This window comes from Streptomyces sp. NRRL F-5650 (assembly GCF_000721365.1).
Taxonomy (GTDB): Bacteria; Actinomycetota; Actinomycetes; order Streptomycetales; family Streptomycetaceae; genus Streptomyces; species Streptomyces ardesiacus.
Genome location: NZ_JOGV01000005.1, coordinates 172484 through 188078, shown reverse-complemented (window position 1 = coordinate 188078; position 15595 = coordinate 172484). Strand labels below are relative to the sequence as shown.

At 71.6% G+C, this 15595-nt stretch carries 15 protein-coding genes; 7 read left to right on the top strand and 8 right to left on the bottom strand.

Annotated elements, in window-relative coordinates; translation table 11 throughout:
• Positions 1 to 6: 6 nt before the first annotated feature.
• The 4 genes from IG88_RS0107860 to IG88_RS0107845 are packed head-to-tail and all read left to right on the top strand — an operon-like array spanning position 7 to position 3645.
• Positions 7 to 681, top strand: a complete 675-nt coding sequence (locus IG88_RS0107860) for a response regulator (protein WP_031036576.1) — start codon at positions 7 to 9, stop codon at positions 679 to 681.
• Between the two features lie 26 nt (positions 682 to 707).
• A complete protein-coding gene (locus IG88_RS0107855) occupies positions 708 to 1850 on the top strand; it encodes a sensor histidine kinase (protein ID WP_234332070.1) in 1143 nt (380 codons plus the stop codon).
• Positions 1851 to 1910: 60 nt separating this feature from the next.
• Positions 1911 to 2531 carry a hypothetical protein gene (locus tag IG88_RS40155; protein ID WP_051851822.1) on the top strand — a complete coding sequence of 207 codons (621 nt, stop codon included), beginning with the start codon at positions 1911 to 1913 and terminating at the stop codon, positions 2529 to 2531.
• A gap of 1 nt (position 2532) precedes the next feature.
• A complete protein-coding gene (locus tag IG88_RS0107845; protein ID WP_031036567.1) occupies positions 2533 to 3645 on the top strand; it encodes a beta-ketoacyl synthase N-terminal-like domain-containing protein in 1113 nt (370 codons plus the stop codon).
• A gap of 63 nt (positions 3646 to 3708) precedes the next feature.
• Here the strand turns inward: IG88_RS0107845 and IG88_RS0107840 are convergent, their stop codons facing one another.
• Positions 3709 to 5133 carry a class I adenylate-forming enzyme family protein gene (locus IG88_RS0107840; protein ID WP_031036563.1) on the bottom strand — a complete coding sequence of 475 codons (1425 nt, stop codon included), beginning with the start codon at positions 5131 to 5133 and terminating at the stop codon, positions 3709 to 3711.
• Positions 5134 to 5215: 82 nt separating this feature from the next.
• On the opposite strand from IG88_RS0107840, the gene fabG reads away from it, so the two are divergent.
• Positions 5216 to 5923, top strand: coding sequence for a 3-oxoacyl-ACP reductase FabG (gene fabG, locus IG88_RS0107835; RefSeq protein ID WP_030976662.1), 708 nt, complete (start codon positions 5216 to 5218; stop codon positions 5921 to 5923).
• Positions 5924 to 5982: 59 nt separating this feature from the next.
• On the opposite strand, the gene fabI is transcribed toward fabG, so the two are convergent.
• The 5 genes from fabI to fabF all read right to left on the bottom strand — a co-directional run bounded on the left by fabI (position 5983) and on the right by fabF (position 11595).
• A complete protein-coding gene (gene fabI / locus IG88_RS0107830) occupies positions 5983 to 6750 on the bottom strand; it encodes an enoyl-ACP reductase FabI (protein WP_031036560.1) in 768 nt (255 codons plus the stop codon).
• 89 nt (positions 6751 to 6839) lie between these two features.
• The gene (locus tag IG88_RS42400; protein ID WP_107452078.1) at positions 6840 to 6929 is read right to left on the bottom strand and encodes a class III lanthipeptide; all 90 of its coding nucleotides are present in this window, start codon (positions 6927 to 6929) and stop codon (positions 6840 to 6842) included.
• Positions 6930 to 7022: 93 nt separating this feature from the next.
• Positions 7023 to 9599 (bottom strand): class III lanthionine synthetase LanKC, encoded by a 2577-nt coding sequence (gene lanKC / locus IG88_RS0107820; protein ID WP_031036558.1) that lies wholly within the window; start codon positions 9597 to 9599, stop codon positions 7023 to 7025.
• Positions 9596 to 10300: a GNAT family N-acetyltransferase gene (locus IG88_RS0107815; protein ID WP_051851820.1), complete on the bottom strand. Its 705-nt coding sequence runs from the start codon at positions 10298 to 10300 to the stop codon at positions 9596 to 9598. The genes lanKC and IG88_RS0107815 overlap by 4 nt, the downstream gene beginning before the upstream one ends.
• Entirely contained in the window at positions 10297 to 11595 is a 1299-nt protein-coding gene (gene fabF, locus IG88_RS0107810; RefSeq protein ID WP_051851828.1) for a beta-ketoacyl-ACP synthase II, read from the bottom strand. Before fabF ends, IG88_RS0107815 begins: the two co-directional genes overlap by 4 nt.
• A 196-nt stretch (positions 11596 to 11791) precedes the next feature.
• Here fabF and IG88_RS0107805 point away from each other — a divergent pair, with 196 nt between their 5' ends.
• Together IG88_RS0107805 and IG88_RS0107800 are read left to right on the top strand one after the other, a co-directional pair.
• Positions 11792 to 12742, top strand: a complete 951-nt coding sequence (locus IG88_RS0107805; protein WP_030976672.1) for a ribonucleotide-diphosphate reductase subunit beta — start codon at positions 11792 to 11794, stop codon at positions 12740 to 12742.
• Positions 12743 to 12801: 59 nt separating this feature from the next.
• Positions 12802 to 13050, top strand: a complete 249-nt coding sequence (locus IG88_RS0107800) for an acyl carrier protein (protein ID WP_030976674.1) — start codon at positions 12802 to 12804, stop codon at positions 13048 to 13050.
• A 48-nt stretch (positions 13051 to 13098) separates the two neighbouring features.
• Here the strand turns inward: IG88_RS0107800 and IG88_RS0107795 are convergent, their stop codons facing one another.
• Positions 13099 to 14685, bottom strand: a complete 1587-nt coding sequence (locus IG88_RS0107795; RefSeq protein ID WP_158853826.1) for an MFS transporter — start codon at positions 14683 to 14685, stop codon at positions 13099 to 13101.
• On the bottom strand, positions 14682 to 15590 hold the full coding sequence (locus tag IG88_RS0107790) for an ACP S-malonyltransferase (protein ID WP_078861433.1): 909 nt from the start codon (positions 15588 to 15590) through the stop codon (positions 14682 to 14684). Before IG88_RS0107790 ends, IG88_RS0107795 begins: the two co-directional genes overlap by 4 nt.
• Positions 15591 to 15595 lie beyond the last annotated feature (5 nt).

Here is a 15595-nt window from a genome sequence, read left to right as displayed (position 1 = left end):
TGTGACGTGATACGGGTCGCCGTGGTCGACGACGAAGCCCTGGTGCGGGCCGCACTCCGCCAGATACTCGACTCGGCCGAGGACATCGAGGTCGTAGCCGACTGCGACGGAGGGGACGCACTGAGACAGGTGCGCATGACGAGACCCGACCTGGTCCTGGTGGATGGTGTGATGCCCGGCGTCGACGGGGTCCAGGTCGTCCGTGCCGTCCGCACTCTTCCGGAACCGCCCGCCGTGGCCATGCTCACGGCCTTCGACAGCGGTGAGCTCTTCGCCGACGCGCTGCGCAGCGGCGTCGCCGGGTTCCTCGTGAAGGACGCCGATCCCGACACCCTGATCGACGCCGTCCGGGTGCTCGCCGCCGGCGGTAGCGTCCTCAATCCCCACGTCCGGCACACCTTCGCGGACGTGCTCCGCCCGCAAGAGGCGGCAATGCCCTCGCGCGCCGCGACGGTGCTGCCCCGCCTCACCGAGCGGGAGCGCCAAGTGCTGTCCCTGGTGGCGACCGGGATGTCGAACGCGGAGATCGCCGCGTGTCTCGGCATCGGAGCCGCGACGGTGAAGGACCACGTCCGCTCACTGCGGCTCAAACTCGGGGCCAGGACCCGTGTCGCCGTGGCGGTCGCCGCCTATCAGATGGGCCTCGACGCACTCCCGGGCCGGTCATGCGCCGCATCCTGACGAGGAGGTCCGCGCCGCGGTTGGCCGTGATCGCGGTCGCGGCGGCCGAGATCTGGGCCACCCGTTCCCTGGGCGGTCCGTCGGCGCTGGCTGCCGGCTGTCTCGCGGTGGCGGCGCTGACGGTGTGCGGCCGGTGGCCAGTGTGCGCACTCATCGCGACGTTGCCCGCGCTGTCCCTGGGCTACATATGGCTAGCGCCGATGGCGGCGCTGTACCGGGTGGCGCTGGTGTCCGGCGCCCCGGCGACCGTGTACTGTGCGGGCGCGGTCGCCGTCGTGTCCTTCGTGCCGTGGCCGCACTTGGGACCGGTGAGCTGGGCGCCGTCGGCCGTGGCGCTCGCGCTGATGTTCTCCGGCCTGGTCTCCGGCGCGCCCGTTGTGCTGGCCAGGCTGGTCGCCTCGCAGCGCGAATTGCGGGCCCGGATGGCGGAACTCGCCCTCGCCAGGGCCCGTGAGGAGCAGCTCGTGAGCCGGCAGACGATCCTGCGGGAGCGGGTCCGCCTCTCGCGCGACATCCACGACACCGTCGCCCACCACCTCAGTCTCATCAGTCTGCAGGCCGGTGCGCTGGAGGTGGCCGTGCCTCCAGACCGGCGCCAGGACGCCGCACTGGTCCGCAGATCGAGCCAGGCGGCGCTGGCGGACCTGCGCCGCCTCGTCACGTTGCTGCGGGCCCCAGCGGCGGACCGCGCGGAGGGCGTGTCACCGCCGGGCTTTGCGGACCTCCCCGCCCTCATCGCGGCGGGGGGGCCGCTGGTCACCGGCGACCTGGAGTGCCTCCGCGGCTTGGAGTGTGCGCCGGAGGTCCAGGAAGCGGTCTTCCGGGTCGTGCAGGAGTCATTGACCAACGCGCGCAAGTACGCCCCCGGCGGACCGGTCGCGGTACTCGCGCAGCGGACTCCGGCCGGCCTGGAGGTGCAGGTGCGCAACCGGCGTGGCAGAGGCGGACCGGTATCGGACGGCCACGGTGACAGCGAAGGCAGCGGGATCCAGGGCATGTGCGAGCGTACGGCCGCCCTGGGCGGCACGCTGCGGGCCCACCGGCTCTCCGACGGCGGCTTCTCAGTCTGTGCCTCCTTCCCCCTTCCCCTGCCGACGGTCACCGAACGGGGGCCTTCGACCGCAGGGCCGCCTGTGACAGGTTCAATCACTTCGTTTTACAACTTGTGACTCCCCTCCCATGATGTTGGAATGTTTTGTAACTGAAGATGACTTGAGTAGGGGGAGCAAATGTCAACTCGAACGGACCTCGTCGGAACCAGGGCAGCGATCGCACCGCGCATCGCGCTCGCGGCAACGGACGAGACCGCCCTGCGCGCCGCGACCCGCGCCACGGGCGACTCCTTCCTGGCCGCTCCGCCGAGCACGGCGCGGACCATCGGCGAGGCGATGAGCACCGTCCTGGAGGCGGCCTTCGCCGCACTCCCCGACGAGCTGCGCGGTCCCGCTCCCCTGTACGTGCTCTGCCACGACTACAGCGTCTTCGCCGCGCGCCGCCTCGTGACCCGCTGCCATGACACGGAGCGGCGCCTGCGGCCCTCGGACTCCATACGGCCGGAGGCCTCCGAACTCGTCCGCCCCTATCTCACGGCGGCCGGGCACCGCGGGAGCTGCTACCTGCTGGCGGGAGTCTCCGCCGGGGCGGTACTGGAACTCGTCGCCTCGAGCGGCCACCCGGGGGTCGTGGTGTGCGAGCCGGCGCTGCTTCCCGGTGACGACCCGCACCACCGGGACTGTCTGGCCGTGGCCGCCGCATGGGGTCCGGGCGGCGAGCTGCCGGTCCTGCCCGGCATGGCCCCGTCCACTCCGTCCGGCCTGCTCAACGCTCTGTCGACGGAAAGGCAGTCCTAGCATGCGTGACATCGTCATCAGCGGCATCGGGCTGGTCACGGCCTTCGGCCCCGGCACCGACGCCTACGTCCGAGGACTGCTGGCGGGCCGCTGCGCGCTCGGCCCGGCGCGACGCTTCAGCGCGACGGCGTACCGGGGGCACGCGGTCGGCGAGGTGAGCGACACTGTGCCGGGCACGGTCCCGCGGCGCCAGGCCTACATGCTGACCGCGGTCGAGGAAGCCGTGCGGGCGGCTCGCCTGACCGCCCTGCCGGACGGCACCCGGGTGATCCTGGTCGGCCAGTCCCCGCTCCCCTCCGGCCCCGCGGCGGCCGACCCGGAGCAGCGCGAGTTCATGGGTCCCGCACCCGGCGGCCTGCTGGGCACTGGCCCGGCGCTGCACATCACCCAGGCCTGTGCCTCGACGCTGTTCGCGATGAGCCTGGCACGGGAGATCATCCAGTCCGGCGCCGCGCCTGCGGTCGTCGTGGCGGGCGCGACGGCACTCAACCCCTACGAGTACGCGAGCCTCGACGTCGTACGGGCCCTGGCGAGAGAACCGGCCCGGCCGTTCGACGTGGAGCGGCAGGGCATCTCGCTCGGGGAGGGTGGCGGCGCCCTGGTGCTGGAGCACACCGACCACGCCCGGCGGCGGGGGGCCTGCACCGATCTCGTCGTCGCGGGACTCGCCTGCCGCCTGGCCGGCGGAAAGGCCGTCGCCTCCGACGAGGACGTCGTGAGCGCGTGCATGCGCGCGGCCCTGGACGACGCCGGAGTCGATGCCGTCGGCTATCTGCACGCCCACGCCACCGGCACCCAGCAGGGTGACGCCGCAGAGCTGCACGCGGCCGAGAAGATCTGCGGCGAGAGCGGTATGACCCGTCTACCGGTCAGTTCGCACAAGGGGTCCATCGGGCACCTGTTGCACATCTCCGGCGTGGCTGCGATCGCCGCGACCGCCGCGGCCCTGCGCACCGGCACCGTGCCGCCCACGACCGGGCTCTCGACGCCCGAGGCCACGAGCCGGGTCACTCTTCCCACCCGAGCCGAGCCGGGCCACCCGCTGTCCCACGCGGCCGTGAACAGCTTCGGTTTCGGCGGCAACAACGCCTGCCTGGTGTTGCGCTGCGCATGACGCCCGGAAGGGGCACGGCCCGGCGCAGCCGACCGTGCCCTCGAGCGCGATGGACCACGGCGTTCAGCCTCCAGCCACGCCGATCAGCCGGCGCAGGGCCGTGGTGTCCACCTTGCCGTTGAAGCTGACGGGGAAACTGTCGACCACATGGACGGTGTTGGGCTGCTCGAACTCGGCGAGATGGGGCGCGAGGCGGCGCCGCCACGCGAGCGGGGACCCGCCCTCGGGGTCCGCGACGACGAAGTGCAGGGCGTGGCCACGCCGTACGTCGTCGACGGCGACCACCTTGATCTGCCGTCCGCATCCCTCCGCCTTGCGTTCCAGGCTCTCCGGGAAGATCGTGTAGCCCATGCGGTGCACCGCCTGGTCACGGCCGCTGAGCCACAGTCGGCCGTCCTCGTCGAGGTGTCCCACGTCTCCGGTGCGGAACCAGTCGCCGTCGGTCGGCCGGAGCGCACCGTCCTCGGTGAGATAGCCCTCCATCCGTCCCGCGGAGCACACCTCGATGCTGCCGAGTTCACCGGGAGCGGCCGGCCGCCCGTCCGGTGCGGTGATCCGCACCTCGACGCCGGGCAGGGGCCGCCCGCAGGCGACGGGGTCGGCAGGGGTGGCCAGCGCCACGTTGCCGAGTTCGGAGAGTCCGTAACCGTCCAGGAGGGGTGCGCCCATCTGCGTCCGGAACGCCTCGGCCAGGGGCGCGGGCAGCGGGGCACCGCCCACTCCCCAGACGCGTACGCCGCCGAGGCCGGCCCGCATGATGGGGCGACGACGCACCACGCCGAGCAGTGCGTGATACGTGGGCGGGGCCGCGTCCACGCAGGTGACGCCGTGTGCGACGGCCTGGCCAACGGCCAGGTCGAGACGTTGGTACGGAGTCACCAGCAGCGTGCAGCCCACGCGCCACCACAGCAGGAGCACTGACAGCCCGTACTGGTGGGAGAAGGGCAGCAGGGGCGCCATCACGTCCTGCGGCCGGTAGCCCATGGCCCGGGCGGTGCGTTCCGTGTTATCCAGTACGGCGCTTCCGGACTTGACGATGCCCTTGGGCCGGCCGGTGGTGCCCGAGGACCAGAGCACGGCCGCGTCGCGCCGCCGGAACCAGGCGGACAGGTCCACCTCGCCCGGCTCCGCCGCCTCTCCCCCGCCCAGCTCTCCGATGAGCAGGACCCGGCCGCCGACCGGGTCGGTCTCAGGACGACGGTCCGTCAGCATCCAGCGGGCGCTGGCCTGGCGGGCCGCGGCACGCGTGTCGGCGGGAGTCTGCCGGGGGTCGACGGGCACCAGAGAGACGTCGAGCTGCATGAGGCTCAGCAGGGTCTCGACGTACTCTCTCGAATTGTCCGCCTGCACGAGGACGCGGTCGCCGCCGCGCACTCCGCGCCGTGCCAGATCCGCTGTGACGGCGTGCACGCGCCGCCACAGCGCCGCGGACCGGACGGGGCCCGCCGCTCCGATCAGGCTGGGTCCTGCCTGTCCTGCTTCTATCACGCTGCCCTCCACCATAGTCATCGATTGTCATCTAGAGTAATACTTAGTCACAAGGCAGTCACGTGGAGCGGAGGGGAACGGGATGGCAGGGCGGCGCACCGTGTTGGTGACCGGAGGGAACCGCGGGATCGGCCTGGCGGTTGCCCGCGCGCTGGACAAGGCCGGGCACCGGGTCGTGGTGACCTACCGGGACAGCCCGCCCGAGGGCCTGTACGCGGTGCCATGCGACGTGACCTCGGAGCAAGCCGTGGGCGAGGCGTTCACCGAGGTGGAGCGCCTCCACGGGCCCGTGGAGGTGTTGGTGGCCAACGCGGGCATCACCCGGGACGCCCCGGTCACCGTGATGACCGAGGAGCAGTTCCGGCAGGTCCTCGACACCAATCTGACCGGCGCCTACCGCTGTGTGCGCCGGGCCGTGCCCGCCATGCGGCGCGGCCGCTGGGGGCGCATCGTACTGATCGGCTCCGAAGTGGGGCAGTCCGGGAACGCGGGCCAGGTCAACTACGCCGCGTCAAAGGCGGGTCTCGTCGGCATGGCGCGTTCTCTGGCCCGGGAACTCGGCTCGCGCGGCATCACCGTCAACACCGTCGCTCCCGGACTGATCGAGACCGACATGACGGCGAACCTGCCGGCCCGTCACAAGGAAGACCTCTTGGCCGTCAATCCCGTCCCGCGGGCCGGCACGGCGGAGGAGGTCGCGTCGGCGGTGGCCTGGCTCGCAGGGGACGACACCGGGTATGTCACCGGCGCGGTGATCCCCGTCGACGGCGGCATGGGCATGGGAGCGTGAGGGCGGCGTCTCGCTTCCAGCGCCCGCAGAACGGCGACGCACGGGCGCGAACGGGACGTTCAGCCCACGATGTGACGCCCGCCGTCCGCGTGAATGATCTCCCCCGTGGTCGCGGGAAGCCACTCTGACAGCAGGGCGAGGCAGGTGCGGGCCACCGGGCCGGCATCACTCGCGTCCCAGCCCAGCGGGGCGTCCGTGTCCCACTGCTTCTCGAAGGCCTCGCCGTCTCCGCCGATGCCCCGCGCGGCCAGGGTGCGCAGCGGCCCCGCGGCGACGAGGTTCACCCGCACGCCCCGCGGCCCGAGGTCCCGGGCCAGATAGCGTCCGCAGGCCTCCAAGCCAGCCTTGGCCACGCCCATCCAGTCGTACCCCGGCCAGGTGCGGGCCGCGTCGAAGTCGAGGGCGACCAGGGAGGCCCCGGGGCGCAGCAGCGGCCCGGCGGCGACCGCCAGCGCCTTGAGCGAGTAGGTCGAGGTGTGCACGGCGGTGGCGACGTCCGTCCACGGCGCGTCGAGGAAGCCGCCGTCGAGACAGTTGGCGGGCGCGTGGGCGATGGAATGAAGCACGCCGTCGACGCCGTCGAGGTGCGCGCCCACACAGTCGGCCAGGCTGGAGAGCTGGTCCTCGTCGGTGACGTCCAGATCCACGACGGGTGCGGGGATGGGCAGCCGACGGGCAAGCCGGTCAACGAGCGACCGGCGACCGTACGCGGTGAGCACGATCCGGGCGCCCTGCGCCTGGGCAAGACGCGCGACGGTGTAGGCGATCGATCTCTCACTGATCACTCCGGTGACGATCAACTGCTTTCCGTCGAGCAGACCGCTCATCCCATTCTCCTGGTCTTGTCGTCCGTGTACCGCGACCCACGCGCGCCAGTGCGGGCCGGGGGTTGGTCCCGCACCGGCGCGTGAACGGGTCAGCCGCAGTTGTTGCTGATGGTGCTGCCCAGGGCAGCGGCCTCCTCGGCGGGGGCCTCGAGGCCCTGAAGGTCGAGAACGGTCGACATGGCTGTCCCTCCTCTCATCGGTTCGGTCGGTCGGGGACCGGACGGCGGAGGCCGTCCGGGGCTCGGGGGACGCGGGCCCGCACGGAGCCGGCGTCATGGCGCGAGGAACGGCAGGAAGCCGCGTCGGCCGTCCAGTGCCGCGGACAGCGCGAGCAGGATCCCGGCGTTTCCGGTGGCCAAGTCCATCGAGAGCCGGCGCAGCTGCTCACCGGGGAAGGCGAGCTGTCCCTCGTAGGACAGGGCGTGCCAGTGCAGACGCGCCAGGTGCTGCTCGACGTAGGGAACGGTGTCCGGATGCCGGTCGGCCACGGCGCCAAGGACGGCGAGGAGGCCCGCGCGGCCAGCGAACAGGTGCGGTTCCAGGGTGAACTCCGGGCGGGCGGCGCGCAGCAGCCCGGGCAGGGCGTCGGTCAAACGTGGGTCCGGACGGTGCTCGAGCACCTCGGCCGCCACGAGGGCGATGCCGGCGCTGCCCACAGCCAGGTACGGCAGTGTGCGGAAGCCGCCGTCGACCTGGAGCGAGCCGTCCTCGGCCAGCACGCACAGATCGAGGTCACGGTGCACGGCGCGGACCGCCAGATCCAGGTGGGCCGGGTCCCCGGTACTTCCGTACAGGCGCAGAAAGTACAGGGCGACGCCGGACCAGCCGTGCAACAGACCCGCACGGCTGCCACGGCCGGGTCCGGCCGCTATGCGGGGAGCCGAGCCCCGCTCGACGGCCTCGGCGAGCCGGGAGGCGAGGGTGAGGGCCTGCTGCCGGTGCCCGTCCGATCCGGTGCGCGCAGCGAAGTCGAGCAGGTTGAGCCCGATGCCGGACAGTCCGCCGTACAGGCTGAGGTCGCTCACCGCGTCGACGGCGGCGCCCGGCCCGTCCAGCAGGCGCAGGGCCTCCTCCCGGCGGTCGAACCGGTCCAGCACGTAGGCGATGCCGTGGGCTCCGTCGAAAAGGCCGGGCGGCAGCGTACGGTCGTCCCGTACCGCAGTGACCAGCCATTCCTCGTGCTCGGGGTAGCGGCCGGCACCTGTGGCGTGCAGGGCCCACAGGACGCCTGCCGCGCCGTGGGCGAGGTTGCCGCCACCCGTGGGGAGCTGCCGGACGTCGCCGGGGAAGAGCCGGTCCTCCCGTTCCGGGGTGGCGCTGAGCAGGATCGCCGTGGCCAGCGACTTACGGACGGCCGTCCAGTCGGGAGCCGGGGTGTCCAACGCCACGGCCGGGGACCTGCGCAGGGACGCAGGTACCCGGGCCATGCGGTCGGTGTCGGGCGCGAGGGTGCGCCGGACTGCCTCCAGGCTTCCTGGCGCGAGCCCGAAGCGCCGCTCGGCCAGATCCGCATAGGAAGCGGTACGGCCCGGGTCGAGTTCGGTGAGCGCGGTGAGCGGGAAGAGCAGCCACACCCGCAGGGCGGCGAGGGCGTACCGGTCGATGGCGAAACCGGTACGGCCGGATCCGGAGAACCCGGGGTCACCCATGCCGAGCCGTTCCGCCTCGGCCACCGGGCCCGTCAGCTCGAAGTCGACCAGGGCCACCTGGTCGTCCTCGTCGACCATGATGTTGGACGGATGCAGGTCGCCGAAGACCAGGCCGCGGGCATGCACCTGCTCGACCAGCCGGGACACCCGATCGGCGACGATCCCGGCCCGCCGCGCGTACGACCGGAGGTCCTCCTCGGCGGGATCGGCCTTGGTCAGTGGGTAGTGGCGGGCGACCCAGGTCTGCAGGGTCTCACCCGGCATCTGCTGCACCGCGAGGAAGTGGTGCTCCCAGACCCGGTGGTGGCCGTAGAGCTCGGGGATGCCGGGGATCCCAGCCAGTTCCTCCAGGGCGGAGCGCTCCCGCTCGAGCCGGGTGACGGCGTCGCGGCAGCGCCCGTCGAGGCCGGCGTGCGGCCTGGCCTCCTTCAGCACGACGGACCGTCCATCGGTGTGCCGACCTACGTAGACCCCGCCGCCGTTGGAGAAGTGCAGGACGCGTTCCACCTCGTACGGGAAGTCGTCATAGGTCCCGACGGCATGGCGGGCGGCCACGTGCGGGGAGAGGAAGTCCGGGAGTTCCACCCAGTCGGGCACCGTGAAGACCGGGCGCCGGTCGTCCGGCACGAGGGTGCCGTCCGGCCGCTCGACGGCGGGCACGGGTGCCCCGTCCGGACCAGCGCAGTAGCGGTCCACGAAACCGCCGTAGCGCAGGTAGACGGGGCCGTCGCCCCACCTCAGGTCCGTCAGGATGTACGGTCCGGGGATGCCGTGGAGCAGGTCCGCGAGCGCCTCGGCGGTCTCTCGTACCTGCCCCTCGTCCGAAGGGTATACCGTGACGATCTTTCCGCTTGCCGAGCGCGGCGCGTACTTCAGGCTGTGGGTGGTCACGACGTCACGGCTGCGCAGGAACTTGAAGGGAAGGCCGTGGGCCACACAGTGGTCCCAGCACAGGTCGATGACGCGATGGGCGTTGTCCGGCAAACCGGAGACGTGGATCTTCCAGCCTTGTGCGGGCATCGAGTGTCCCTCGGGGGTGTGGACTACCCACACCCCGCGCTCGGTGCGTCGCCAGCCGGGCGGGGCGGGACTGAGGGTGCGGTCGAACGCCGAGGCGTCGTCCGGGCTGTACCGGGTGCCCGTGTCGTAGAAGACGGGGTCGGCCTGGCAGTAGGCCTCCGCCTGGGGCCGGCTGTTCATCGTGCCTCCGCCACGGCCACGAGGGTGGCCTCGGCATCGGCGTTGGCGTCCTCCAGCAGCAGCTGGATCGACGTCTCGGAGCGCGGGTGCCGCAGGTGGCTGAGGACGATGTCCAGCGCCTCGGCCTTGGTGGACTCCGGGATCACGTCGGGCCGTACGAAGGACGGGTCGCGCTGCTCCTGGCGGTCCAGGGAGTCGTAGTACTCGTAGCGCAGCAGCGACCAGACCGCGGCGTGATGGTAGGTGCCGTCGAGGTAGTGGTGGTCGCGCAGGATACCCTCCAGCACGAAGCCCGCCCGTGTCACCATGCGCAGCACGCTCTTGTTGTAGAGGGCGGTGGTGAACTGCATCCGGTGCGCGTTGCGTGCGTGGAACAGGTGGTCGATGAGCAGGTCGAACGCTTCGGCGCCCAAGCCCTGCTGCCACAGCGCGGGGTCACCGATGGCCCCGCCGATGGCGTAGTTGCCGACCGGGCCGTGCTGACGGTAGTTGACGGTGCCGACGGTCCGGCCGTCGTGGGTGCGCACCGCGAACTGCCGTATCTGACCGCTGCTGTTGAGTCGCTGGAGGTCCTCCGGGGTGATGTACTCCCCCGCGTCAGCGGTCAATACGGCCGCTTGGGAGGCCGGCCCCAGCCAGTCCGCCATCAGTTCGTAGTCGGCGTCCGTGGGCCGATCGAGGCTGACGCGCCTGCCCTTCATCCCTCTTCCCCCTGGTTCTCCTGGACGCGGTCCGTGCCGCGGGCCTCGCGCACGACCAGCACCGCGTTGTGTCCGCCGAAGCCGAACGAATTGCTGATCACCACGCGGGCGTCGTGCCGTCGCGCCCGGTGGGGTACGTAGTCGAGTTCTGGGTCCTCGGGGTCGTCGCAGTTGATCGTGGGCGGCACCACGCCGGTGCGCACCGTCTGGAGCGCGGCGATGAGTTCCACCGCGCCAGCGGCGCCGATCATGTGCCCGGTCATCGACTTGACGGAGCTGATGGGGATCGCTGGCGCGCGTTCCCCGAACACCTCGCGGATCGCCCCGCTCTCGATCCGGTCGTTGAGCGGGGTGCTGGTGCCGTGGGCCGAGATGTGGTCGACGTCCTCGGGCCGCAGCACGGCGTCGGCCAGTGCCTCGGTCATCGCCCGCCGCACGTCCCGCCCGTCGGGGTGCGGATGCGTGGAGTGGTAGGCGTCGGTAGTGACGCCGTAGCCCGCCAGTTCTCCCAGGACGGTCGCGCCCCGTCGGATCGCGTGCTCTTCGGCCTCTAGGACGACGACCCCCGCTCCGGCGCCCATCACGAAACCGTCGCGCTCGCGGTCGAAGGGGCGGCTGGCGCGTTCCGGCCGGTCGGTCCGCCGGGAAAGCGCACCGATGTTGGCCGAGGTCGCGAGATCGAGGGGGTTGACGGCGTCGTCGCTGCCGCCGGCCACCACGACGTCAGCATAGCCATGGCGGATCAGCCGCATCGCGTCGCCGATGCACATGGCTCCGGTGGCACACGCCGCCACCATGGCGCCGGAGGGGCCGCGGGCGCCGAGCCAGCTCGCGATCTCCACCGTGGCGCTGTCCGAGGAGCCGGCCGAGGCGAAGTAGGCGTTCATGCGCCGGCGCCCCGAGTCCCGCAGGGTCAGCACGGCGTCCCGCGTGAAATGGCCGGCGCCGTACCCGGTTCCCACCACGACCGCGGTCCTGGGCGCGAGGTCCTCGGTGACGGTCAGACCGGCTTCCTGCACCGCCTGCATGGCGGCGGCGAGGGCGAACTGGGCGAACCGGTCGAGCCTGCGTCCCACCCGGTTGGGCATGTAGGTGCGGGCGTCGAAGTCCACCACCTCGCCGGCGAAGCGGGTGGGGAGGGTGTCGGGGTCGTAGCGCGAGATGACCCGGATGCCGCTGCGCCCGGCGACCAGCGCGTCCCAGAAGTCCCGGGTAGTGAGGCCGATCGGTGAGATCACTCCGGTGCCCGTGATGACGACACGCCGGCCTGCCGGGTCGCGTGGCGTGGCGGTCATGTCCGTCTCCTTCTCGTCCGCTGCCCCGGACGGGGCGCAGGTCTGGTCGGGGCCGCACGGGGCGACGTCGGAACGCTGGCACAGACCCGTCACACTTGTCAAGAAATATGACTCATCATTGACAGCTAGGGTGAAGTTGTGTTCACATTGCCCGACGTGATGAGTCACATATGATGACAACCGGCAAGGAGTGCTGATGACCCGCTGGAGCACACTGCTGCTCGACGAGGCGTCCCTGACGGAGATGCCGGACCTGCCGTTCGGCCATGTGATGCGCCACGCCGACCTGGTGGCGGCCGAACGCCCCAAACCCCACAAGCTCTACGAGCGCTGGGAGAGGCAGCAGTGGTCGGCACAGGCGATCGACCTGGAACGGGACCGTGTCGCCTTCGACACCGAGCTGCCGAAGACCACCCGGGACGCACTGGCCGAGTCCATCGCCACGTTCATCACAGGCGAGTACACCGGCCTCGACCTGCTCGGGCCGATCCTGACGGGGGCCCCGGAGGAGGTCGACCACCTCTACCTCGGCACCCAGATCGCCGACGAAACCCGTCACACGCAGTTGATGCTGCGCTTCGGCGAGGAACTGCTGGGACTCGACCGCGATCCGCGCCGCATGCTCGTCCAAGCATGGGACATGCTGACGCCCTCGCACCGCGAACTCAGCATCATCGAGGCCGAGATCGTGAGCGAGCTACAGTCCCACCCCTCGGACTACCGGCGCTGGCTGCGAGCTGTGACGCACTTCCACCTCATCACCGAGGGCGTCCTCGCGCTGGTGGGCCAGCGGGCCATCCTCAACGCGCTGCACGACACCACGCTGCTGCCCGGTGTGAAGGCCGGCTTCACGGCCATGTGCCGCGACGAGTCACGGCACGTCAGCTACGGCCTGCACGCGCTGCGCCAGGGCGTGCAGGAGGGCTACGGTGACGAGATCCGCGAAATCGTGGAGCTGACCGCGCCCATCGCGCTGCGCATCGACGCCGACAGCGAGACCGTCGAGGAACGGGCCGACGGACTGACCATGACGGACCTCAGCGTCCACAGTCTGCGCCGCCAGCTCGACCTGATCGGCATCGAGCGGGAGTTCACGGAACACGTCATCCAGCGCTCCCTGCAGCCTGCAGCCGCCGACTCCGACTGACCTCCCGTCCGGCGCAGCCCGCCGGACCGAGCACCGCACCTCTTACGAAAGGCAAGCACATGACGCGTGAACAGATCGTGGCCGCTTTTGCCGACATCCTCAACGAGGTGGCCGACGTGGAACCCGCCGACGTCACCGAGGACAAGTCCCTCGTCGACGAACTCGACGTCGACTCGCTCGCCATGGTGGAGATCATCGTGGCGGTGGAGGAACGCTTCGGCGTCGAGCTTCCCGAGGAGGCGCTCAAGGAACTACGTCTCGTCTCCGACGTGGTCGGCCGGATCGAGAAGCAGCTCGCCCCGGCGTGACACGCGGGCCCCGGCCTTCCGGGCCGGGGCCCGCGCATCTCCGCCGGCTTACTTGCCGGTGCGGTCCCGGCGGGGGAAGAAGGTGTACGACCAGGACCACAGAGTGTCGATGACGTACGCGGTCACCCACACGCGGCTCACATCGGGCAGCACCTCGAGCAGCCTCAGCACCGCCTGGCCGGGCAAGAAGACCGCGGTGTGGACGTACCAGCGCCGGCGTTCCGTGCGCGCCCGGCCCTCGGAGGACGGCCGCGGGCGCTCCGGCCCCGCCGGTTCGCCGAGGCCGTCCTCCGGCCCGTCCTCGCCGGCCGCTGTCGCTTGCCGCCGCGGCGCATCGGGCGCGTCGGTGCCAGGAACCTCGGCCCGGTCATCGGAAGCAGCCTGCCGCACGCCCGGCCCCCCGTCAGCCGGGCCTTTCGGGACGTCGGGCCCGTCGGCGCCGGGGCGGGTGACGGGCGGCAACCCCAGAGCCCGGATCGCGTGCGGAACCGCCACCGCGCCGCATCCGAAGGCGGCGGCGGCCACCAGGCACGCCGCGGCCCAGCCGGCGCCCTCGTAGACCGGTCCGAGCAGGGCGGCCCCCGCCACCACACCGGCCAGCCGGGCACTCTCGTACCGGCCGATGCCCCGGCCCGGGCGGTCCTCCGCAACCGCAGCCACGGTCGCCTGTTCGACAGGGATCTGGGCGGCCAGACAGGCTGCGGTCAACGCCCACAACGCGCTGACGGAGGCCGGCGAGGACACCACCCCAAGGCCACCGGCGAACAGTGCCCCCGCCACAAAGGAGACGACGAGTGTGGCGGTGCGTCCGATGCGGTCGGTGACGCGATGCGTGTACTCCGGCAGCAGAATGAGCACCAGGAACCCCGGTGCGAAGACTCCGGCAACCTCGACCGGCTCCATCTCCAGCTCCTCCTGGAGCCGCAGCAACAGCACCATCCATAGCCCGGCCTCGGCGGCCGAGGTAAGTGCCGTGACGCCCATCAGGGCCGTCATGCGTCGTACGGGAGCGGAGCCCTGCGGATCCCCGTCGGACGGGGTCCCGGTGCGTACGCCGGCCGGAGCCGTCGCGAGCAGGACGGCGGCGAGCGCGCTCACCGCGCACCCGGTCCAGAACAGTGCCGGATATCCCCCGCGGTCCAGCAGGCCGAAGGCGGCGAGGTAGCCGGCCAGGGCCCCCTTGCCCTCGGCCGAGAGGAGGGCGCCGTAGGCCGCGGTGTGGGCCGTGCCGCGCAGGCCGGCCGCGATCCAGGTGCGCAGCGCGACCCAGAACAGGGCACCGCCCACGCCCCCCAGCGCGGCCGCGGCGAAGGCCATGGGCAGCGAGTCGGCCACGGCGTAGCCGGCAAAGGACACGGCGTACAGCGCCGCCCCGCCGGCCGCCGCCCGCCGGGGGTCGCGCCGGTCGCACAGCTCACCGGCCAGGGGTCTGACCAGCAGAGAGAGCAGCGCCTCCACAGCGATCAGCGCCCCGACCTCGGCCGCGCCCGCGTGCAGCCCGGACCCCGCCCACAGCGGCAGGAGGAAGTCGAGCACTTCGGCCGGAGCCCCGACCAGCACCGCAGCCGACAGCAGCCGGCGGTCCACCCGGGTCCCGGTGCCGGAGGACGGGCCGGGCCGCTCCACCCTGGTCACGCAGCGAGCGCCGTCTTCGGCGAGATCACCCGGGTGGGGTAGGCCCGGTTGCTGATCCGGGCGAACATGTTTCGAGGTCCGGGAATCCACACCCGATCGCCGCCCGCCCGGCCGATGCCGTCCATGACGGTCCGCCAGTGGACAGGGGTCGTCCAGCCGTCGAGGAGGTCCTGCTTAATCTCCTCCCCGCTGGTCAGGCAGCGGCCGTCCACGTCCGAGATCATCGGGATGGTGGTGTCGCGCCATGTGACGGTGCCGTACACCTCGTCCGCGAGGCGGTCCCGCAGCCTGGCCAGAGCCGAGCAGTGCTCGGCCCGGTCGACGGTGTAGAAGGGCATGCCGCCCTCTTCCCTCACCCGCTGCTCGAAGCGGGTGAGGGTGTCCTGGTGCGCGGACACCGCGTGCACCGAGGTGTCGAACGCGACGGACAGTTCCATCCACAACCCCTGCGCCCGGAACTCCTCGATCAGCTTCTGTACGGTGTCGTAGGAGAGCTTGTAGAAGAAGTGGCAGCCGATCGGTTCCCGCTGGGAGGAGAAGTAGTCCTGCTCCACCTGCACGCTGCGGGCCATCAGCCGCAGCGCGTCCGCGTAGCTGAGGGCTCCCGCGCGCACGGCGGCCATGACGGCCCCGTAGCTCTGACCACCGCACAGCTCCGGCCGCTCGCCGTAGTGCTCCTCGGCCCAGTCGGCGAGCGCGAGGGTCAGGGCCATGTATCCGCTCTGGTAGACCTCCCAGTCGTAGATGGACGCGTTCTTGTACGCCTCGATGAGGGGGTAGCCGAGGACCTCGTCGGCCTCGGCGAATCTGCGCTCGGCGTGTCTGTGGGTGGTCACGAAGTCGCCGATGGCGTCGTACCGGGTGGGCGTCAGCCCGGGGAAGAACAGCACCAGGGACACGTTCATCTTCC